This is a genomic window from Lacipirellula sp., from assembly GCF_965279485.1.
GTDB lineage: Bacteria > Planctomycetota > Planctomycetia > Pirellulales > Lacipirellulaceae > Lacipirellula.
Window position 1 is genome coordinate 2,833,359 of record NZ_CBDIIC010000002.1, and the last position, 19,275, is coordinate 2,852,633.

At 61.0% G+C, this 19,275-nt stretch carries 17 protein-coding genes; 7 read left to right on the top strand and 10 right to left on the bottom strand.

Annotation, left to right across the window (positions count from 1 at the left end; all coding sequences use genetic code 11):
- Window positions 1-272: 272 nt before the first annotated feature.
- From ACQY7R_RS18950 to folK, 5 genes are all read right to left on the bottom strand, one after another.
- Complete coding sequence (locus tag ACQY7R_RS18950; RefSeq protein ID WP_428307132.1) at window positions 273-1,004, bottom strand: hypothetical protein; 732 nt, start codon at window positions 1,002-1,004, stop codon at window positions 273-275.
- A gap of 14 nt (window positions 1,005-1,018) precedes the next feature.
- The gene (locus ACQY7R_RS18955; RefSeq protein ID WP_428307133.1) at window positions 1,019-1,597 is read right to left on the bottom strand and encodes an RNA polymerase sigma factor; all 579 of its coding nucleotides are present in this window, start codon (window positions 1,595-1,597) and stop codon (window positions 1,019-1,021) included.
- Between the two features lie 217 nt (window positions 1,598-1,814).
- Entirely contained in the window at window positions 1,815-3,110 is a 1,296-nt protein-coding gene (locus tag ACQY7R_RS18960) for a prolipoprotein diacylglyceryl transferase family protein (RefSeq protein ID WP_428307134.1), read from the bottom strand.
- A gap of 175 nt (window positions 3,111-3,285) precedes the next feature.
- Window positions 3,286-4,140: a pantoate--beta-alanine ligase gene (gene panC, locus ACQY7R_RS18965; RefSeq protein WP_428307135.1), complete on the bottom strand. Its 855-nt coding sequence runs from the start codon at window positions 4,138-4,140 to the stop codon at window positions 3,286-3,288.
- An 18-nt stretch (window positions 4,141-4,158) separates the two neighbouring features.
- Window positions 4,159-5,034 (bottom strand): 2-amino-4-hydroxy-6-hydroxymethyldihydropteridine diphosphokinase, encoded by an 876-nt coding sequence (gene folK, locus ACQY7R_RS18970; protein WP_428307136.1) that lies wholly within the window; start codon window positions 5,032-5,034, stop codon window positions 4,159-4,161.
- 1,053 nt (window positions 5,035-6,087) lie between these two features.
- Here folK and hemE point away from each other — a divergent pair.
- Together hemE and ACQY7R_RS18980 are read left to right on the top strand one after the other, a co-directional pair.
- Window positions 6,088-8,055, top strand: a complete 1,968-nt coding sequence (hemE, locus tag ACQY7R_RS18975; RefSeq protein ID WP_428307137.1) for a uroporphyrinogen decarboxylase — start codon at window positions 6,088-6,090, stop codon at window positions 8,053-8,055.
- 184 nt (window positions 8,056-8,239) lie between these two features.
- Window positions 8,240-8,554 (top strand): hypothetical protein, encoded by a 315-nt coding sequence (locus ACQY7R_RS18980; RefSeq protein WP_428307138.1) that lies wholly within the window; start codon window positions 8,240-8,242, stop codon window positions 8,552-8,554.
- Window positions 8,555-8,744: 190 nt separating this feature from the next.
- Here the strand turns inward: ACQY7R_RS18980 and ACQY7R_RS18985 are convergent, their stop codons facing one another.
- The 3 genes from ACQY7R_RS18985 to ACQY7R_RS18995 form a co-directional block, all read right to left on the bottom strand.
- Window positions 8,745-9,923 (bottom strand): acyltransferase family protein, encoded by a 1,179-nt coding sequence (locus ACQY7R_RS18985; protein WP_428307139.1) that lies wholly within the window; start codon window positions 9,921-9,923, stop codon window positions 8,745-8,747.
- 155 nt (window positions 9,924-10,078) lie between these two features.
- The gene (locus ACQY7R_RS18990; protein WP_428307140.1) at window positions 10,079-11,116 is read right to left on the bottom strand and encodes a TIGR00730 family Rossman fold protein; all 1,038 of its coding nucleotides are present in this window, start codon (window positions 11,114-11,116) and stop codon (window positions 10,079-10,081) included.
- A 263-nt stretch (window positions 11,117-11,379) separates the two neighbouring features.
- Complete coding sequence (locus tag ACQY7R_RS18995) at window positions 11,380-11,625, bottom strand: hypothetical protein (RefSeq protein ID WP_152101511.1); 246 nt, start codon at window positions 11,623-11,625, stop codon at window positions 11,380-11,382.
- 371 nt (window positions 11,626-11,996) lie between these two features.
- Here ACQY7R_RS18995 and ACQY7R_RS19000 point away from each other — a divergent pair, with 371 nt between their 5' ends.
- The 4 genes from ACQY7R_RS19000 (at window position 11,997) to ACQY7R_RS19015 (ending at window position 15,790) form a co-directional block, all read left to right on the top strand.
- Entirely contained in the window at window positions 11,997-13,184 is a 1,188-nt protein-coding gene (locus tag ACQY7R_RS19000) for an Lpg1974 family pore-forming outer membrane protein (protein ID WP_428307141.1), read from the top strand.
- A gap of 68 nt (window positions 13,185-13,252) precedes the next feature.
- Window positions 13,253-14,212, top strand: a complete 960-nt coding sequence (locus ACQY7R_RS19005; RefSeq protein ID WP_428307142.1) for an Lpg1974 family pore-forming outer membrane protein — start codon at window positions 13,253-13,255, stop codon at window positions 14,210-14,212.
- Complete coding sequence (locus ACQY7R_RS19010) at window positions 14,188-15,141, top strand: Lpg1974 family pore-forming outer membrane protein (RefSeq protein ID WP_428307143.1); 954 nt, start codon at window positions 14,188-14,190, stop codon at window positions 15,139-15,141. The genes ACQY7R_RS19005 and ACQY7R_RS19010 overlap by 25 nt, the downstream gene beginning before the upstream one ends.
- Window positions 15,142-15,304: 163 nt before the next feature.
- Window positions 15,305-15,790, top strand: a complete 486-nt coding sequence (locus ACQY7R_RS19015) for a hypothetical protein (protein WP_428307144.1) — start codon at window positions 15,305-15,307, stop codon at window positions 15,788-15,790.
- Window positions 15,791-15,989: 199 nt separating this feature from the next.
- Here the strand turns inward: ACQY7R_RS19015 and ACQY7R_RS19020 are convergent, their stop codons facing one another.
- Both ACQY7R_RS19020 and ACQY7R_RS19025 read right to left on the bottom strand, forming a co-directional pair.
- A complete protein-coding gene (locus ACQY7R_RS19020; protein ID WP_428307145.1) occupies window positions 15,990-16,853 on the bottom strand; it encodes a hypothetical protein in 864 nt (287 codons plus the stop codon).
- 313 nt (window positions 16,854-17,166) lie between these two features.
- Window positions 17,167-17,385, bottom strand: coding sequence for a CDGSH iron-sulfur domain-containing protein (locus ACQY7R_RS19025; RefSeq protein ID WP_428307146.1), 219 nt, complete (start codon window positions 17,383-17,385; stop codon window positions 17,167-17,169).
- 337 nt (window positions 17,386-17,722) lie between these two features.
- Here ACQY7R_RS19025 and ACQY7R_RS19030 point away from each other — a divergent pair, with 337 nt between their 5' ends.
- Window positions 17,723-19,153 (top strand): IS607 family transposase, encoded by a 1,431-nt coding sequence (locus ACQY7R_RS19030; RefSeq protein WP_428307147.1) that lies wholly within the window; start codon window positions 17,723-17,725, stop codon window positions 19,151-19,153.
- The last annotated feature ends 122 nt before the right edge of the window (window positions 19,154-19,275 follow it).

Below are 19,275 nucleotides of genomic sequence, written 5' to 3' on the forward strand. Positions count from 1 at the left end.
GCTACCCCCGGGCGAAGCCGGGAGCTGAAGTCGCGAACTTGCTTCCAACGAAGCGGGCGAAAGGACGTTGCAAAGCAGAGGGCAGGATGACCCATTTCGACGCTCGACTCGTTGTGTTAACCCCAAGTCTTGCATTGAGGCGAGCGTCTAGCGGTTCTCTCTGAGTTGCACGTCCCTTCGCCGGCCCCGCCGGCTGTTGTTAGTGGTGGTAGTGATGTGAAAAACTGAGCTCTATTCCCGATCACTGATCACCAGTCACCGATCACCCTTCCTCAGTACACCGGCCGGTTCGCCGGCCGCACGATGGCGTCGTCTACCGGTACGACCATCGGGACAATCTTGTTCTCTTGCTCGAAGTAAATCGGTGCGTAGCGGCGATGGGCCTCGAGATCGAGCCCTTGCTCATCGAGCCGACGGTCCAACTCCGGCGACGACCAGTGCGGCACATTGCCGAACGCCCGCCCCAGTTGCCGGCCTTCTACGAGCGGCACTTCGATGCGCTGCGGCACGCCGTGGCGATCGTTCACTACGAGCGTCACCGCATCGCCGGGCGCTGTGCGCTCGATCCGCGGCTCGCTTGTTTTGTTGTTTGGAATCGCAGCCGGCGACGAGGCAATCTGCTGATTGGCCGTGTGATTCGCCGACCGCATCACGCCGGTTTGCCGTCCCACGCCGAACGCGACCACCACCGAAGCCGCCACTGCGAGCCAAGTCGCCAACGGCGATCGCGACGATTCTTTGCGAGCCGCATCGCTCACTGCCGCTGCCTCGACAGTAGACGCAGCGAGCGTCTTAGGCTCAGCGACGATGGGGGTCTCCCGCACGAGACTCCCCATCGCGCCTCGCCATGCTTGTGCTTCGACGAAGGCCAACGCACAACGTCGCCAGCCGTCGGGCTGGGCTTCGAGCGTCGCGAGCAGTTGCCGCCGCTCGTCGTTCGACAACTCGCCGTCGACCAACCGATCGATCAGCATCGCGTCGCGTTGTTCGTCGGAAAGGTTCATGGTTCGCTAGACGACTATCGAATGGATTCCGTCACTTCCGGCGCCATGCTCGCTAGCGCCGATCGCATCCGGCCGCGGGCTCGGTGGAGTCGCGCCTCGACGGCGCTCACCGACATACCCAACTTTTCAGCCAGATCGCGATAACTCCAGTCTTCCGTATATTTGAGGAGGAGCAGCTCCGCGTCGCGCGGCGACAAGCGAGCGATCGCTTGCCGCACCAGTTGTTGCGTCTCCTCCGCAAGTAACCAGGCGAGCGGGTCGTGGTCGACGGCTTCGTCTCGCGCTACGCCGCTGCCGGCGTAGCGCTCGACGAGTCGCCGTCGCCGACCCGCACGTCGGCGATACTGTAAGGTTTGGACGACCGCAATGCGGTAGAGCCAAGGGCCCAGTCGTTCGCGATCGTTCAATTGCTCCGCCCCGCGACACGCCGCTGCAGCGACTTCTTGCAGGACCTCGTCGAGCGCATCCCGCTCGACGCCCCGCGCCGCCAGCACCGTCCGCAACCAGCGGCCATGCTCCGAGAGGATCGACGACAGATCGATTCGCTCGGCCGAGTCGGTCTCGGCAGCACGCTGGCCAGTGGACGAGTTCATGTCACAGGCTTCACGGGGATAGTTACCGCTCAGCCTTTTGCCTTGCACGAAAAGTGGCAAAAATCCTGAAGGATTTTTTAGCCCCTGGCTCTGCCAGGGGGTCGGCCTCCACAACGCGAGCGCGTCGCGCCATCGCACCGCCACCCCCTGGCGGAGCCAGGGGGTGGCAGAGCGCAAGCCGTTCATATCCCAACGGAGCGAGTGCCCCGAGGGTTCATCAAGAACCGACGGCCGTGTCGGGAAAAGCCAGATTTCCGGCCGGTTTACGCAGCAACCAGACCCACATCGCCCCGGCCGCCACAAGCAGTAGAATGCTCACATTCTGCGAAATGCTCATCCCAGTGCCGAACACCGCCGACTCGTCGACGCGGATCGATTCCTCGCAAAAGCGGGCGATCGGATAGAGCGTAATCATCAGCGCCGTCACGGCGCCGTCGCGACGCCGGAAGGGGTAAAACGACCACAGCACCCACGCCAACAGCGCGGCAGTGATCGTGCTGTAGAGCTGCGCCGGATGCACTGGGCGGCTGCGCGGCGGCGGCTCGATCGCCGGCAACTCGTGCGTCGCCTTGTCGCTGGTTGTCAGCACCATCGGCTTGCCTTGCAGGAAAGCTTCATAGACAAGCATCTCGGCGCCCGCGACTCCGGCGAGCAACTTCTCATCAATCTTGATAACGCGATCGCCAGCCTTCAAGCCGGCCGTCGCGGCGACTGAGCCTTCGTTCACGCGATCGATGATCGCCGGCGCCATTTCGTCGGAACTCGAACGCAAGTGGAATCCATAGAACGCTCCCGACGTCGCCTGATCACCGTAGGGGGGACTGATCATCTCGGGGCCGCTCTCGCGCGGGAAGGTGATCGCCCACGCCACATTCGACTCGCCGCCGTAGCAGCAGCCGTTCAGCAAGCACCCGATGCGACCGAACGCGAGTCCCACGAGCATGCCGGCGCAGATCATGTCGGAGATCGCTAGCGCCGGCAATCCGCGGCGCCGCATGTAAAGCGTGAAGCCGATCATCGCGCCGATGAAGGCGCCGTACACGACGAGCCCGCCTTCGGTGAAGCTGAGCGCCGTCTTGATCGTCGAAATCCAATCGGCCTGGCGGATGCGGTCGTCCCAATACTCGACGACGTAGAACAGTCGCGCTCCGATAACGCCGGAGATAAACATCCACACGGCGAGCCCGAGAATCTCTTCGCCGGCGACGCCCGCCTGTTGCGCACGATGAACCGACATCCAAATGCCGGCGATGCTGCCCAGCAGCACCATCATCCCGTAACCGCGAATCGGCACGCCGTCGGGAAAGTATTTCGGCACAAAGAACACCAGCGCCGCCGACACGATGACGATCGTCGGCAGATGGGCTTTCAAAGCCGCCGGCCAACCCATCGCTCGCGCCGTCGACTTCAGCCCCAGCACGCTGAACACGGCCCACAGCAACAGCAAGACCCCCGCGCCGAAGATCGGCACGTTGTCCCATTTCAGCGGAATCCGAAAAAGTTCAGAGCACATTGGGGAATATTACTTGGGGTGAATATGTGGTCGGTTGTCGATCGTTGGCGGCGGGCTTGTCAGTTGTCCGTTGTCAGTCGTCCGTTGTCAGTCGTCAGTCGTCAGTTGTGAAGATCATCTAGCAAACGCTGCGATCCACTAGCGACTGACAACGGACCACTGACAACTGACACTCCTACCCAATCCGCACATTGTCGATCAGCCGCGTCGTGCCGACTTTCGCCGCGATCGCAATCGTGACGGGACCATCGATCGTCGCGACTTCGTCGACCGTTTGATCGCGGACGATCGCGACGTATTCGACGTTCACGCCGCCGGCCGCTGCAAGGAGTGCTAGCATCCGCTCGCGAACCACAAGCGCTTTGCGCTCGCCGCCGGAAATTATTTCTTCCGCTAACCGCAGCGACTGGCTCAGCGACAGCGCCCGCCGCCGTTCGTCGGGGCTGAGGTAGACGTTCCGCGAACTGAGCGCGAGCCCGTCGGCGTCGCGAATGATCGCGCAAACTCGCACATCGACCGGCAGGTTGAGGTCGGCGGCCATCCGCTTCACGACGAGCGTCTGCTGATAATCTTTCCGCCCGAAGTACGCCCGATCGGCCGGCACGCATTCGAACAGCTTCAGCACCACCGTCGCGACGCCAGAAAAATGCCCCGGACGTGCGACGCCCTCCCACGGCACGGCGACGGCGCCGACGTCGATCGAGGTACCGTAACCCGCCGGATACATCTCGGCCGCCTCGGGGACGAACACGAACTCGCAGCCCCGTTCGCGGAGCAAATCGAGATCACGCTCCAGCGGCCGCGGGTACTTCGTAAAGTCTTCGTTCGGGCCAAACTGCGTTGGATTGACGAAAATGCTTGCCGCGACGCGATCGCATTCCGCGGCCGCCGCGTCGATCAAACTGAGATGCCCCTCATGAAGGGCGCCCATCGTCGGCACGAAGCCAACCGTCTCGCCGCCGCGTTGCACCTCGCGAATGGCAGTGCGCATCGCCTCGACGCCGTTGATGACCTGAAGGGAACGAGGCACGGCGGCGGGCATCGCGGGCTAATCCGAAGGGGGTGCGACCGCCGCCAGCTCCGGCCACACTGCTTGGATCGCCGCCGCCGCTTCGGTCATCGGGTCGGCCGCCCCGAGTTGAGAGATCCACGCGACGGGGCCGCCGGTTGGAAGGTTAGGCATTCTACGCGAACCAGCCCCGGCGTGGAACGCGGGTCTGGCGGGCTGCGACGCCGATTCGCCAGCGGCCGCAGCTGCCGTAGAAAAGTTCAAAATTAATTTCGGCCGGCGCCGCTGCGACTCGTCGGCGCCCGCGCGATAGGCAGCCCACGTCACGATTTGCGGCAACGCCAGCGCCTCGGGAATCGCCACGAACGCGTCGCGGAAGTGAGCACGCAGCCGCTCGCCCCACGCTTCAGCCTGCCGTTCGTCGTCCGCGATCACCGCGGCGACGTTGGCGCCATGCTGCAGTTGGTTGAGCAGCGCCGCGACCGTCCAGCCGCTGGTCGGGTGAATCATTTCCGGCGCGACGGCGGCAGCCGGTGCGAGGACAAAGCGCCGAAACGCCATGCGCGGATGCGGCACGACAAGTTCGCCCACATCGATCGTCCGTTGATCGCAGAGGAGTAGATCGAGATCGATCACCCTGGCTCCCCAGCGCTCGGTGCGAACGCGGCCGAGAGCATCCTCAATTCGCTGCAGCGCTGCTAGCAATGCTGTCGGCGTGAGCGCCGTCTCCAACAAGGCCGCGCCATTGAGGAACGCACCCTGCCCCGTCGGCCCGCCTATCGGGGGGGTCTCGAACCACCCGCTGCGGCGGATCAGCTGCGACTCCGGCAATCGCGCAAGCTCATCGATCGCACCGCCAAGCTGCCGCGCGCGGTCGCCGAGATTCGCACCGAGGGCAACAAGCGCGTGAGCCATCGCCAAACAAGCCGACTACGACTCTCCGCAGGCGCAATAAGAGACCATGAAACAAAAACGGGGCTTGTGGCATGGTACCACAAGCCCCGTTTAGGCGCCTTGTCGGCGAAAAAAGCTGGGGAGGACATCCGGGCACGCGAAATGACTTCGCCGACGGTCGATCCAGTCAGTCGTCGCCCCCCAACGCATCGAATGGCGTCTCTCACTGCGAGTATTCCCCCCACGCAGGAGCGCCAAATTTTGTTCTTCACGCTGAGTGCAGGCGTCGCCTCAGCGGTCTGGTCCGAATTGCGTCGCCAGATCGAGATGACCTGACGGGCAAGTTGCGTGCCCAGTTGAGAGGCGGCGTTCGCAATGCGCGCAACGCCTCGCAAAATGAGACACAACTAACCGCGACGCACAGCCTAAGTCGCGCCGCCACAGGAGACGAAGTCCGCCAAGCACTCTCCAGCACGACGCGTGATGGGCCACAATCACACACGCCGGAAGCGAGTCGCTCGACCAAACTTCCTGTTCGAACCTGCGGTCATTTTGCGGAGTTGTCGTCGTGTGTCAAGCAACTTTTTGCAGAATGGATTCTGCGCGTCGCGCAGTGCATTTGTGCGACACCACAAAATGTGTTGCGCGCGGTAGTTGACAAACCGTGAAGCGTCGAACGCGTGACGCTCGCGTGACCTTAGGCCTTGCATTTTGGATTGCGCTCGTGCTGATGCGCACATCAGAAAATGCGAACTGAAGTACGAACCGCGAATCATGCGAATCAGCACGAATAATTTTAGTTGACACTGGCGCGCAAGAACGAACCGACGCGATCACTCTCAACGAAGCACGCGACCAAGAGTGAACAGAATTATTTTATTCGCATCAATTCGCGAGATTCGCGGTTAACATCTTTCGCATTTCTCGCGTCCGTTATGCGAGAAAACCGCGACATTTCTCGCAAAACCCGCCAGTCGGCGACGCCCGCCGAGTGTGATAAACTGGGCGATTAACCAACACTTGCCGCCGTCGCTCAACACGGCTCGCCATCACTACGCACAGGTCGACCGTTTCATGGGATCATCGCCGCCGTCGTACGACGGACTTCGCATCGCCTCGTTCGAAAGTCGCAAAGCCGACGACACGGCGCGGATGATCGAACGCTTCGGCGGCGTCGCGCACGTGAGTCCCTCGATGCGCGAAATCCCCGTCGAAGCCGATCGCTCGGTCGTCGACTTTGGCCACCGTCTCATCACCGGGCAGATCGAAGCGGTGATCTTGCTCACCGGCGTCGGCACGCGCGAAATGGTCGCGCGCGTTGAACGCCACATCGATCGCCAACGCTTTCTCGACGCGCTCGCCGACGTGAAAACGATCGTCCGCGGACCGAAGCCGCTCGCCGTGATGCGCGAGTTGCAGATCACGCCGACGATCGTCGCGCCGGAGCCGAACACTTGGCGCGAAGTTCTCGCCGAACTCGATGCGAAGCTCCCGGTCGCAAATCTCACCGTCGCCGTTCAAGAGTACGGCGTGCCGAACGTGAGCCTCGTCGCCGGCCTCGAAGCTCGCGGCGCCATCGTTGAATCGTTCAAAGTCTATCGCTGGGACCTCCCCGAAGACGCCGCTCCGCTGCGCGAGAACATCAAGCGCCTCGCTGCCGGCGAACTCGACCTGGCGATGTTCACTTCCGCGCAACAAGTGCTGCACGTGCTGCGCGTGGCGCAGGAGCTCGACCTCGAACAACAAGTTCGCGACGCCTTCCGCCAAACGGCCATCGCCTCCGTCGGCCCGACGACTAGCGAGATGCTCCGCGCGAATGGCTTGCCGGTCGACTTTGAACCGTCCCATCCGAAGCTTGGCCACCTCGTCGCCGAGTCAGCCGCGCAGGCGAAGTCGATTTTGGAGCGCAAGCAAACGATCGCCGCTGGTTGGAACCATTACGCGACGGTCGTTACGCAAGCCGCCGCTCCGCGCGGCGCCCAGCGCGACCTCACGCAGCACGACAACCACCCGTCGCAAGCTGGCCCCTTCATGCGGGCCTGCCGCCGCGAGCCGGTTCCCTACACGCCGATCTGGCTCATGCGGCAAGCGGGCCGCTACATGGCAGAGTATCGCGAAGTTCGCGCGAAGCAGTCGTTCCTCGAACTCTGCAAGAATCCCACGCTCTGCAGCGAAGTGATGTGCACCGCCGTCGACCGCCTCGGCGTCGATGCGGCGATCATCTTCTCCGATCTCCTGCCGATCCTCGAACCGATGGGCCTCGATCTCGAATTCGCCCCCGGCGACGGCCCGCAAATCCACAACCCGGTCCGCGAATCGGAAGACGTGTCGCGAGTGATCGAACTCGAAAGCACCGAGTCGCTCCACTTCGTCTTCGAAACCGTGACGCAAACTCGCAAGGATTTGCCTGAGCACATTCCGCTCATCGGCTTTTCCGGCGCCCCGTTCACGCTCGCCAGCTACGCGATCGAAGGAGGCGGCAGCCGCAACTTCCTCCACACGAAGACGCTGATGTACCGCGAACCGGCGGCATGGCGAGAACTGATGGAGCGGCTGTCGCGATCGATCACCCGCTACCTGAACGCCCAGATCGCCGCCGGCGCTCAGGCGGTGCAACTGTTCGACAGCTGGGTCGGCTGCCTCTCGCCCGCCGACTACCGTACGTTTGTGCTGCCGCACGTTCGTAGCATCGCCGACGGCCTTTCGCCCGGCGCCCCGCTGATTCACTTCGGCACCGGCAACCCGTCGCTGCTGCCGCTGATGGCCGAAGCGGGCGGCGACGTCATCGGCGTCGACTGGCGAATCGACCTGGCCGACGCGTGGCGCACCGTCGGCTACGACCGCGCCGTGCAGGGCAACCTCGACCCGACGATTTTGCTAGCCGACCGCGAGTCGATCGAATCGCAAGCCCGCGCGGTGCTTGCCTCCGCGGCGAACCGCCCCGGCCACATTTTTAATTTGGGCCACGGCGTACTGCAGCAAACGCCGGTAGATAACGTGAAGGCGCTCGTTGAGTTCGTGCATGCGGAAAGCAAGCGCTAGTATGCAATCACGCCACCAAGACGACGGAACGTGGATAGGCTCATTCACAAACCTCTTCTTGGTGCGATGCCCACGTTGCGATTCGTGTGCTCAGGTAGCGCGAGTTGGCGATTCCATTCGCCAGTCATCCGGCAGATTTACCTGCGCACACTGCGGCTACGCCAACGAACGCAAGTTACCCGGCTTGAGTAAACGCCTTACAACTCCCCTAGCAAACAACAATGAGCCGCATGATTGGTACTTCAATCTGTCGCTGTGGCTGCAAACGGATTGTTGCGGGGACGTTCTTTGGGCGTTCAACCTCGAACATCTTTCATTCCTGGAATCATACATTCAAGCCGATCACCGAACTGGCTTGAGCGACGACGAAGCGAAGCGTCTCGGCATTCGCAACGCCACGCTGGCGAGCCGCTTGCCGGAATGGATGATCATCGCGAAGCACCGCGCCGAAGTGCTGCGGTGCATCGAAAAACTGCGCCGACTCTCCCCAACACAGTAGTAGCCGGAGGCCCACGGCCTCCGGGCGGCGCCACGCAGCGATACGCTGGCCCACACGGCGGTGCGGCCTGGACCGCGTGGCAGTCCGGCCACTTCTTCAATCAGAGCCGCGGCGTGCTGCAGCAAGCGCCGACGGATAACGTGAAGGCGCTGGTTGATTTTGTGCAATCGGAGAGCAAGCGTTAAGCGCCTCAAGCCGCCTGCTGCAACTGGCCCGCTTCCGTCGTTGGCGTTAGCCTGACGACCGCGTTGCCGGTGGTCCGCGAAGGATGCCAACGATCCCGCAACTTCAGCATGGGCGCCTCGACGATTTTCGCCATCCCCAGGCCGATGATGAACGCGGCCGCCGTGTAGATGGCCTGTCGCAGCGGCCAAGAGACGCTGCCGTGCATCTTCGGCACGGCCCACTGCATGACGGTCATGTGCCACAGGTAGATCGAATACGAATACGTGCCCAGCATCGCGAGCCACGTAATCATTCGGTTCTTGGGAATCTCGCACATCAGCACGCCGATCATCAGTGCCGCCGAGCCGACGTAACACTGCGCGTACCCGAACGTCACCAGGTAGGCGATGCTCATGGGAATGAAACTGCGAGAGAACAGCAACGCGACGCCCGCGGCGATGAGCACGAACCGGAGCGGATGGGCGATGCGGCGAAACGACTCGGCATGGAAATGGTAGACATATGCCACCAGCGTCCCGAAGAACAGCGAATCGAGCCGCAGGTGAGTGTGAAATGTATGAGCGTAAACGTTGTATTCTGGGCGCATTTTCCAGTTCATCACCCGGATCGCGGTTCCTGCGATCAATACCACTCCGACTAGCCGCGGCACCGCTCGAAAGGGATTCGCCGCGCCACGATTTCTCCACACCATCGCCGCCAGCAGTAACGGCATCACGAAGTAAAAATGCTCTTCGACCGCTAACGTCCAGGTATGATTCCAGAGCCCCTGCAAGTAACTCTGCAGGAAGAAGACCTCGGCGAGTACCCACTCCTGAGGCGGCGTCCAATTGAGTGCGTACCTCGCATGAAGCAGGGTCACGCCGATCAACACGAAGAACGGCGGATAGATCCGCCAGGCCCGCCGCGCGTAGAACCGCGTGATCGAAACCTCATTCCGCTTGCGATATTCAGAGAACAGCAACCCGGAAACGAGAAATCCGCTCAGCACGAAAAACAGGTCGACGCCGCGGGCGCCGTTGTCCATCCACTCGCGGATCAGCGGCCGCAGGGGCGAATCCCACCCCTCGGGCAACGCCTCCATATGGCAACCGAGCACCAACAACACGGCGAGCAGACGGAGGAGATCCAGGCCCGCTAGGCGGCCTTTTTCGCTGGTGTTAGTGGAAGTTTCCGAGGCGGTCATCCGTGACGCTCCGCGGGCCTAGGCGGGCCAAACGGCCACCATCCAACTCTCTATACCGTCTGACTACCACATACTGCGCCGCTACGTCCAGAGCGAGTTATCCAAATATCGCCCTCTAGAATCCGGCTAACTAGTATTCGGTCGACGAAACATCGCTACGATAGCGGCGGAACATGCCGCTTCGCTTCTTCAATCGCCGGCGGCTTTGTCTCGTTAATGAGATCAATGAGCACCCGCAGCCGCCCGTAGTTGCGTCGATTGAAGTGAAACGCCAACCGCGGCAGCGTCGAGAGGCTGTAATCGTCCGCCTCTTCCTTGAACGCTTCCCTTTGCACGAACTCGCCTTTCGCCAGCAGATCGGTAAAGTCGCGGTTGATCTCCGCAAGCGTCTCTTCCGGCAGCTTGTGCTGCAGCCGGAACACCAGTTCCTTCCGCACGAACCGCATGCTGTGGAACACGCGGTAGAACTGCATGATCTCGCCCACCGTCTCCTCGACGGTGTCGAACACTTTGTACAACCGGAAGTCGACGTGCGAGATCATCCGCTCGCCCCACAGATGCTTGTCGACGAACGCGTGAAAGTCTTTCCAGTAAGTGCCGCCCGGCTCGTCGAGCAAAATGACCGGCACCATATCGCGTTTCCCGGTCTGCAACAGCGTGAGCACCTCAAGCCCTTCGTCGAGCGTGCCGAAGCCGCCCGGCAGGCAGACCACGGCGTCGCACTCTTTGACGAACATTAGCTTGCGCGTGAAGAAGTACTTCATGTTTACAAGCTTCGGATCGTCGCGAATGATTTCATTCGACGACTGCTCGAAGGGCAACATGATGTTGAGCCCCATCGAGTTCTCGCGCCCCGCGCCGCGATGCCCCGCCTCCATGATGCCGCTGGCGGCGCCGGTGACGACGAGCCACTGCCGGTCGGCCATCTCCTTGCCCAGTTCCATCGCCTGCACGTACGCCGGCGCGTCGGAGGGCGTGCGGGCTGAACCGAAGACGGTCACCTTCCGCTTCCCCCGATAGCCGGCGAACACCTTGAACGCGTACCGCAGCTCGCGAATCGTACGGGCGAGGATCTTCAAGTCGCCGCGATCGATGCGATCGGCATGCATCTTGTCGGTCGACTCGCGCAACATCGCGATCAGGTCGGAAATATCGTCAGGCTCCATCGGAAGCTGGGAATCAACGGTCGACATGCTCTTTCGCTCTCTCTAACAGTCAGCGCAACGCACAGGCCCTGAGGCTGCGCTGGAACGCGGTTCGATTTTTTTGACAGGATAACAGGATGTCGCGGATCGACGGGATGAAATTCGTTCTTTCCGAAATCCTGTCGATCCTCCTCATCCTGTAATCCTGTCCAGTCTTCAGTATTCTTAGCAACCAGGCGCAACGAAAACAGCCCGGCGGGTGGCGCCGGGCTGCTTCGAAGGTGTTCAAACTCGGTCGCGAGCATTCCCGCTCAGGCCGAGGGACGACGGTAATACTGGTAGGCCAGCAGCACTTCGTACAGGTCGGCCGAGAGGGTGATCTCGTCGTCCTCGAAGTCGCTCAGCCAAGTGCGACGGCTGTTGACGGCGTCGGCGAGCAGCGGCAAAACCTCGCTCAGCGGGGCGGTGACGCAGGGCTTGCCGGCGGTCGACTTAGCCAGCGTCGGCGTGCTGACTTCTTCCGGACCGCGGTAAATTCTCAGGTAGCTAGCAGACATCGCGAGGGGTCCCTCCCATCGGTGACATGTCGTAACTCGATGACTCAGTGCGTGCGACGCATCGGGCTCATCCATGAGCCGCTCACGCCATCAATGGCGCATGCGCCCCCTCACACGCATTGGGTGGTATCGTCTGGCGCGGTTTTCAACGTTGAGCCAATCAGAGCGAAAGTCGGAAATGTGCCCAAAGCCGCTGCTAGCGGAGCTTGGCCTGCATATTCCGTCGACAGCAGGCGCAAACCTTCACTCGCGCGCGAAAATGCGCCGATATGGTCGACATTGCCGCGACATTTCGCCGCCTGATCACGCCTCGAAGCCGTCGACTGCTAGCACGCCGACTGCCGCCGCGGCCCCTGCTTATCTCAAGTCGCATGAAGAGTCCAACCTCCACCTGCGTGCTCGGCGACCGTGCCGAACGCCGTTGGCGAGGTTTGTCGCGAGTCGTGCTACTACTGCTGGCGCCCTGTCCGCTTGCCGCTCGCGCTGCGGAGCCGATCGCAGAGCTCGCCCCGCTGCCGCCAGTGCTCGAACAGCCGAGTGAGCTCGCCGCCGCGGAGTTCGAACACGCAACGCCCGTCTCGTTCGACGACGCTCTCCTCCAACCAGCGCCGTCGCCAGCTCACCGCGTCTCGTTCTTCGCCGACCTGCTCATCTTGAACGTCCGCGAAGGCGCCGCCGATAACTGGGCCCAAGAGATCGCTCCCCCCAGCGGCATCGCCAACAGCGGCACGGTCCAACTGATCGACGCCCCGTTCGACTGGAACGCCGGCCTCCGCGTCGGCATGGCCCGGCAACTAAACGACGGCTTCGACGTCGGCCTCGCCTACACGAACTTCTCTACCCAGGCGACCAACCAAGCCTCGGGCGCCGTCTACTCTGCGTTCCTCGGCAACTTCTACGTCGATAACACCGACGGCTCGTCGTTCGGCCCGCACTACGAGAACGCCGCCGTCGATTGGGATTTTGACTTTCACGCGATCGACTTTGAAGTCGGCCGCACCTTCGTCGTCGACCACTCGCTCACGCTGCGACCCTACGCCGGCTTGAAGGCGGCGATCATTGACCAAACGATTCACTCGCGCTGGCAGAACCCGATTAACGACGGCTCGCACGTCTACCTGTTCGATTCCGCGGTCGAGAATCTGCAGCAAGATTTTTGGGGCATCGGCCCCGCGATCGGCGTCACAGGGACCGCTCCGCTCCATACGTCGTCGAGCCGTTCGCTCCGCCTCGTTGCGTCGCCCTCGGCCGCGGTGATGTACGGCCACTGGAAGTTTAGCGACCGTTACCAAAATGACGGACCGACCTCGACGACAATTGGGACGCCGACGTCGATCGCGATCGATGCGAGCCCCATCGACGGTGCCGCCACGATGGCCCGCGGCTTCGTCGGCGTTGAATGGACGCAGCAGTTCGCGGGAACGACGGCGGCGATCAGCTTCGGCTATGAAGCGCAGGTTTGGTTGAACCAGATGCAGTTTTACTCGTTCAACATGGGGCGGCTAAATAACCTGACGTCGTTGCAGGGAGGGCTCATCGAACTGAGTTTTGATTTTTGATTGAGTTCCGCTGGCATCAAGCCAGCGGCTCGCCTGGAAGTTGGATTTGATGCGTTAACCGATTCTGCATGCCACGTTTCACGAACTATCTCTTGTTGCTTTTACTCGCCGTCGACGCCGCAAGCGCCGTCGCGGCCGAGCAGCTTGCGCCGTTCGCCGACGTGCTCGCCTGGCAAGCCTCTCAAGAAACCTCCTCCGTCTGGGCCAGCGTCATCAGTTCCGATCCCGCGACTTCAACCGATACGTTCACCCCCGCGCAAGTCGACTTCGATTGGAACGCCGGCCTCCGCGCGGGGTTCGATTTCACTCCCGACGAGTCGCTTTGGAGCTCACAGCTCTACTGGACTTACTTCCCCACCGAGCAAACCTCCTCGATCGCCGACGGCGCCCACCTCATCCTTCCCGAATCGTTCAGCGGCTTTACCAGCGGCCTCGACGCGTTCCTCTTCACTGCTGCGTCGATCAAGTGGGAACTCGATTACAACACGATCGACCTCGTCGCCGGTCGCGACATCCCGCTCACGGAGACGCTTTCCGTCCGGCCCACGCTCGGCTTGAAGGCCGCGATTATCAACCAATCGATCCAAACCGATTGGCAGAACCCGCTCATCGGCTTGCACGCGACCGGCGACGTTCAGCACGACTACTGGGGCCTCGGCCCCGCGTTCGGCATCGATGGCCGTTGGGGCGTGAAGGAGAGCGGCCTCAGCCTCGTCGGCTCGTTCTCCGGCGCCTTCATGAATGGCGTCTGGAACGTCACCGACCGCTTCCAACACGATCCGTTCCTCATCTACCCCGCGGAGAGCATCACCACCACCGTCAAAGACTCGGCCCTCGGCACGTTGATGATCCGCTACTTCTTCGGCCTGCGGTGGAGTCGCCCCGGCCACGTGTCGACGGCGATTCATCTCGGCTATGAACTCGAGTGGTGGGCCAACCAACAGCGACTGCCGACGTTCCAGCAACTACCGATGCACGGCGACCTCACATTACAGGGGGCGTCATGCGGCGTATCATTCTCTTTCTAACGCTCAGCTGGCAACTCCTCTGCCACGACGCGAGCGCCCACGCGCTCGAGTTCTTCGGCGACTTCCTTTATTGGAAGGCGACGGAGACCGTCGACTGGACGCTCGATCAGAACAGCAATCCGGCCAATCAGTTCATCGCGTACCGCACGATTGAGTATGGCTTCGACCCCGGCTTCCGCGCGGGCGTGTCGCATGAAGGCGATCTCGACGCACGGTTCTACTACACGCGGTTCCACACGAACACGTCCGACTCCGCGACCGGCCAGCTGACCGGGGCGTTCATGGGCGCCAAGATGAACCAGCCCCCGGCGCCAACAAGCTACTTCGACGTCGGCCAGGTCGCTGCCGAAATCGACTACAACATGTTCGACTTCGATCTCGGCCGCCGCTTCCAACCGAGCGAATCGCTGATGCTGCGGCCCATCGTCGGCCTCCGCGCCGGCTGGATCAATCAGAGCATCGACTCGCAGTTCGACGCCAACTACATCGACAACGGCGCGCCGCTCCATCGCCAAGTGAACGAGGCAATGACCAACGACTTCTGGGGCATCGGCCCGAAGCTCGGCCTGGAGAACGGCCTGAACCTTTATCGCAGCGAAGCGTGCGAGTTCAACCTCGCGGCCAACTTCTACGCGGCGTACCTCATCGGCCACTGGGACGTCGACGACGTCACCCGCATCGCCAACACGCAGAACGGCAGCACGACGAACTCGAACTACGTCGTCGACGTCGACAGCCGCGACTTCGGCGGCCTCGCGTTCCAGGCGATCATCGGCCTGAACATGAAATATGGCCGCTGGTCGGGGACACTCGGGTATGAGCTAAACGACTGGCTCAACCAGGGCCAATTCTTCGACGACGCCACCGGACCCCACGACAACGACCTGCTGCTGCAAGGCCTGACGGCACGGCTCGGTTGTAGTTTTTGAGCGAGCGCCTACGATAAATACGGCAGGCACGCCGCCCCCTAGCTCCGGGCTCCGCCCGGGGGTCGGCATCCATTCCGACAGGCATCGTCGTGCGTAGTGCTACCCCGGGCAGAGCCTGGGGCTAAAATTCCCTCCCGTTCCATCATCGCCCCTTCGCCCATCCATGGACTTCCGCGAACGACTTCAACGCGCCACCCTCCGCGGCCAGCAGGCCCGCGACGCCGAGGCTCAGGCCCAGGCCGCCAAGGCCCTTAGCGAAGAGGAATGCCGCCGGCTCCACGCGAGCTATCGAAACATCCTGAACGACCACATCGAAAGTTGCCTCAAGCAGCTCGCTGAAAACTTCCCGGGCTTCAACTACGAACCAGTGATCAGCGACAAGGGATGGGGAGGCGCCATCCGCCGCGACGACTTCGGCATGAGCCATGGCCGGCGCGAGAACTACTTCAGCCGCTTGGAGATTCTGGTCAGCCCTCACAACCAGTACCACGTCCTCGACGTGGTGGCGAAGGGCGCCGTCCGCAATAAAGAGAACTTCAGCCGCAATCACTACCACCTGCTGAAAGACGCCGACCTCGACGCGTTCAAGAATATGATCGAGCAGTGGACGCTCGACTACGCCGAACAATACGCGGCCAGCACCTCGTAACGCCCTAGCCCCTGGCTCCGCCAGGGGGTCGCTTTCCATGCCGATGGAACGTCGACCCTACTGCAAACCGACCCCCGGGCGGAGCCCGGGGCTAGAAGTAAAACAACAGCGCAACAAAAGAAGCCGCGGAGCTTTCGCTCCGCGGCTTTTCTGTTCCATCGCAACGTCTAACGTCACGCCGTCAGGCTAAAGGCCTGACCTACGCATCCATCGGCGCAAGCGTCAGTTGACGCAACGCGTCGAGGCACTCGATTACCGACTCCGGCGTCGTTTCGGCCCACTCTAACCGACGCTGGGTAATGATTGCTAGCTTAAACTGTTCAAACGCATCGGCAATGTCGTCGGGCAGGTCGCCCACTTCAACGCTCAGCCGGGTCCGCTCTTTCTTTTGGCTCTTCGGCGATTCGTCATCGTACGACGACGAGCTCGACTCGCCCCCTTCTGATTCCGCCTCTTCGCCCTCTTCTTCGTCCGACTCTTCTTTCGTCCGCTTGGCGGTCCCTTCGACCGACTTCACCTCGGCCGATTCGCCGGTGATCGCATCTTCGCGCGACGCCATCTCCGACTCGTCTTCGCCGAGCCATGGCGCCTCTTCATCGTCGCCGGCAGCTTCCTCGTCGTCGGCCGGCATCGTTTCGCTTGGCTTGCCGACTGTTTCCCAACGCTGGCCGCGCATCTGCGAGACCGACCAGCCATTGTGGATCGCCCCTTCGAGCCACATCTCGGCGTCTTCCCAATCAATCGCCGCTTGGAAATGGCTCCAGAACAAGCCTTGGTACTGATCGAACGCGTCGCCGAAGCGTTGGTAGACGCGACGCAACCGGCCGACGTGCTGGCTCGTGACGCGGCCGACGAGGTTCGACCACGCTTCATCGGAGTACTCGGTGACCGCAGCGCCGGAGGCGAGCAGCGCTTCGCGCCATTCGCAGATGATTCGCCCCTTTTCCCAATTGGTCGTACTGACCAGGCGATTCCATTGTCCGACGAACCGTCCTGCGGCTTCGTCGGTCGACGACGCTCCTTCAGCAACAGCGGTGTCAGAGTCGTTCTTTCCGGCGGCCATGCAGATCGCTCCTTGCAGCGTGAGATTCCATACGCCGACGAGACGCTCGCCTCGTCGGGGCCGCGGATTCTATCACGCTAGCGACGAGCAAAACCACAAGGCGCAAGGGGCGCCGCGGTGGAAAAGAGCGGAGTTCTCTCGCGGCGCCACGGCAACACCGTTATTCGCCGCAATCTTCGCGAGTCCGGCGCCCCGCGCCGATCGCGCCAACCGCCAAACTTTCGCGCGCCGACGGGGGATAAGCTGTCGGCAGCCGCGGATCAACGATCCGCCGGAGCGGAACTACGGGGCGCCACTGCTGGCACGCGGAGGTCTACTCAAGCACCGGCGCTTGTTCGTCGGAGACGAAGTCGCAACCTTTGTGAGCCCCATCGCAGAAGGGCCGCTTCGCCGAGTGGCCGCAGCGGCACAAAGCGTACGCCGGCTTCGCAGGATCAAGCTTGTACTCGCGTCCTTGAGAATCGAGCAACTTGAAAGGCCCTTCAACGAGGAAGGGGCCGTTGGGGCGCATGCGAATGGTCACGTCTGCCATGGGAAAACCCTGCGGTGCGGTGGCGTTGAGCCGGGCCAGCGGAGGCACGTCGACTGGAATTGAAGTGACGCCAGTCTACCCGATGACGCCGCACGCTTGAAGCGACCGCATGCGATGCGACGAAGTACGCGCCGCTCTAGCCCCGGGCTCCGCCCGGGGGTCGGCATCCATTCCGGCAAGCATCGTCGCGCGTGGTGCTACCCCCTGATTAGGAAAGCTTACCATTGCTCCTAGTAGTCCGTGCCAATCTCTAAACATGGCCGGCTAAATAATTCGGCGACTGGAAGTGCGCTAACACGACCAGCCGCCTAACCACGACAGTAAGGGTGTTACTGCAATGGCTAAGGCTAAGTGTAATGCTGCGCCGTCTCTAAAGGCGCCCCAGACGAAAGACGTTGACAGAGAAAAAGGTAAGGGAGGGGCCAAACTCCAAGAAATCTCTTCTAAGGCCTCTAATCGCCCTTCAGAACGCAAAGAAGATGTTGGGCCAGTTCTTCCCCCAAAGTCTCAGTTAATCCCATTGCGTGAAGTCTGCAGGCTTTTAGGCGTTCATGAAAACACTGCTAGGCGTTGGTCTAGTGGTCCTGATGCAATTCTCAAGTGCTACAGGGTTGGCCTAACTGGTCAACGTCGATGGCTTCGCTCTGATGTTGTAGCTATGTCGAATGGTGAGTCTGAGGAAAGCTCAACCAAAGTCTGTCTGTGCTACTGTCGGGTTAGCACCTCTGCCCAATCGTCCATCAAATTCAAAGATGGGACAGAAAAGAATGATGGGCAAAGCGACCTAACTCGGCAGATTGATAGGCTCAAAAACGAAGCCCAAGCCCGATATCCCGAACTGCCTTGCAAAATCTACTCGGAACAAGGGAGCGGCATGAACTTCGAGCGCAGAGTTCTGAACAAGCTCCTAGATGAAGTCTTGGCCGGCAAGTGGGACAATTCGATTCTACTGGTCGAAAACAAAGACAGATTGGTAAGATTCTCGGCCGCTCTGTGCGAAAAGATATTCAAGAGCAAGGGCATTGAAGCAATCTACTTCGCCCAAGAGGAAATTACCGACGATGAGACTCTGACCAATGACATTCTCTCTGTCATCCATTACTTCTCTGCCAAGAGCTACAGCAAACGGGCCAATGAGCGCCGCAAAAAAGTTATCTCTTCAGAAGCGACGACTAGAGCGAAGCAACTGATTGATTCAGGAATGAACCTGCGCGAAATCGTTACAGTCTTGGACAAAGAAAAGTTGAGGGCAGAAGATGGTAGCCCGGTCTTATACAACCTGCTGCGAAAGACCGTTTATCACAAACAAGAAATCATTGAAACGGTTGTGGGCAAAACGATGAATTCGGGCGAAGAGTGGAAAGCCCAATTCACTTCTAGGGCAAGTTCGTCTTATTGCCTAGCTGTTGCCGATGCCTATGAAGAGTATTTAAGTTGGGTGAGTTCAGCCCACAAACTTCCCTTGTCAAAATTGAAGTTCGCCAAGCTCTTCGGCCCTAGTGAACTGATTTACAACGCTCCGGCCAAAAGAATGGTCAGTGCTTGGAAAGGCCTAGTTGTAAAGGGTAAGGCGCTCCACTTCATCTACGAAGCTAAGCAGAAGACCGATGGCCCAATGGATGTACTTCTAGACTTCACCAATCAGGTTCAGAAAGGTGAGGCGTTGAATCAGGTCTTCAAGCGTTACAAGAGCTTCTGCAAAGACAAGAATATTGCGGCGCTATCGAAGCTCCAAGTCTCTGAGGCGGTCAAAACACTAGTTGGATAGGCCAGTGAACTCAGAACAGTAAGCCCGAATCAGTTAGAAACCCCTGCCAGAAACGGTGGGGGTTTTTTATTGAGTTCGCCCAAATGCCCTCATTCCCTTGTCGAAAAATCGTCTGTCCAACG

Excerpts from the sequence above, each read along its gene's own strand:
- ACQY7R_RS18950 (WP_428307132.1), bottom strand. The coding sequence starts at position 1,004 with ATGAACCTTTCCGACGAACAACGCGACGCGATGCTGATCGATCGGTTG.
- ACQY7R_RS18955 (WP_428307133.1), bottom strand. The coding sequence starts at position 1,597 with ATGAACTCGTCCACTGGCCAGCGTGCTGCCGAGACCGACTCGGCCGAG.
- ACQY7R_RS18960 (WP_428307134.1), bottom strand. The coding sequence starts at position 3,110 with ATGTGCTCTGAACTTTTTCGGATTCCGCTGAAATGGGACAACGTGCCG.
- folK (WP_428307136.1), bottom strand. The coding sequence starts at position 5,034 with ATGGCTCACGCGCTTGTTGCCCTCGGTGCGAATCTCGGCGACCGCGCG.
- hemE (WP_428307137.1), top strand. The coding sequence starts at position 6,088 with ATGGGATCATCGCCGCCGTCGTACGACGGACTTCGCATCGCCTCGTTC.
- ACQY7R_RS18985 (WP_428307139.1), bottom strand. The coding sequence starts at position 9,923 with ATGACCGCCTCGGAAACTTCCACTAACACCAGCGAAAAAGGCCGCCTA.
- ACQY7R_RS18990 (WP_428307140.1), bottom strand. The coding sequence starts at position 11,116 with ATGTCGACCGTTGATTCCCAGCTTCCGATGGAGCCTGACGATATTTCC.
- ACQY7R_RS18995 (WP_152101511.1), bottom strand. The coding sequence starts at position 11,625 with ATGTCTGCTAGCTACCTGAGAATTTACCGCGGTCCGGAAGAAGTCAGC.
- ACQY7R_RS19000 (WP_428307141.1), top strand. The coding sequence starts at position 11,997 with ATGAAGAGTCCAACCTCCACCTGCGTGCTCGGCGACCGTGCCGAACGC.
- ACQY7R_RS19005 (WP_428307142.1), top strand. The coding sequence starts at position 13,253 with ATGCCACGTTTCACGAACTATCTCTTGTTGCTTTTACTCGCCGTCGAC.
- ACQY7R_RS19010 (WP_428307143.1), top strand. The coding sequence starts at position 14,188 with ATGCGGCGTATCATTCTCTTTCTAACGCTCAGCTGGCAACTCCTCTGC.
- ACQY7R_RS19015 (WP_428307144.1), top strand. The coding sequence starts at position 15,305 with ATGGACTTCCGCGAACGACTTCAACGCGCCACCCTCCGCGGCCAGCAG.
- ACQY7R_RS19020 (WP_428307145.1), bottom strand. The coding sequence starts at position 16,853 with ATGGCCGCCGGAAAGAACGACTCTGACACCGCTGTTGCTGAAGGAGCG.
- ACQY7R_RS19025 (WP_428307146.1), bottom strand. The coding sequence starts at position 17,385 with ATGGCAGACGTGACCATTCGCATGCGCCCCAACGGCCCCTTCCTCGTT.
- ACQY7R_RS19030 (WP_428307147.1), top strand. The coding sequence starts at position 17,723 with ATGGCTAAGGCTAAGTGTAATGCTGCGCCGTCTCTAAAGGCGCCCCAG.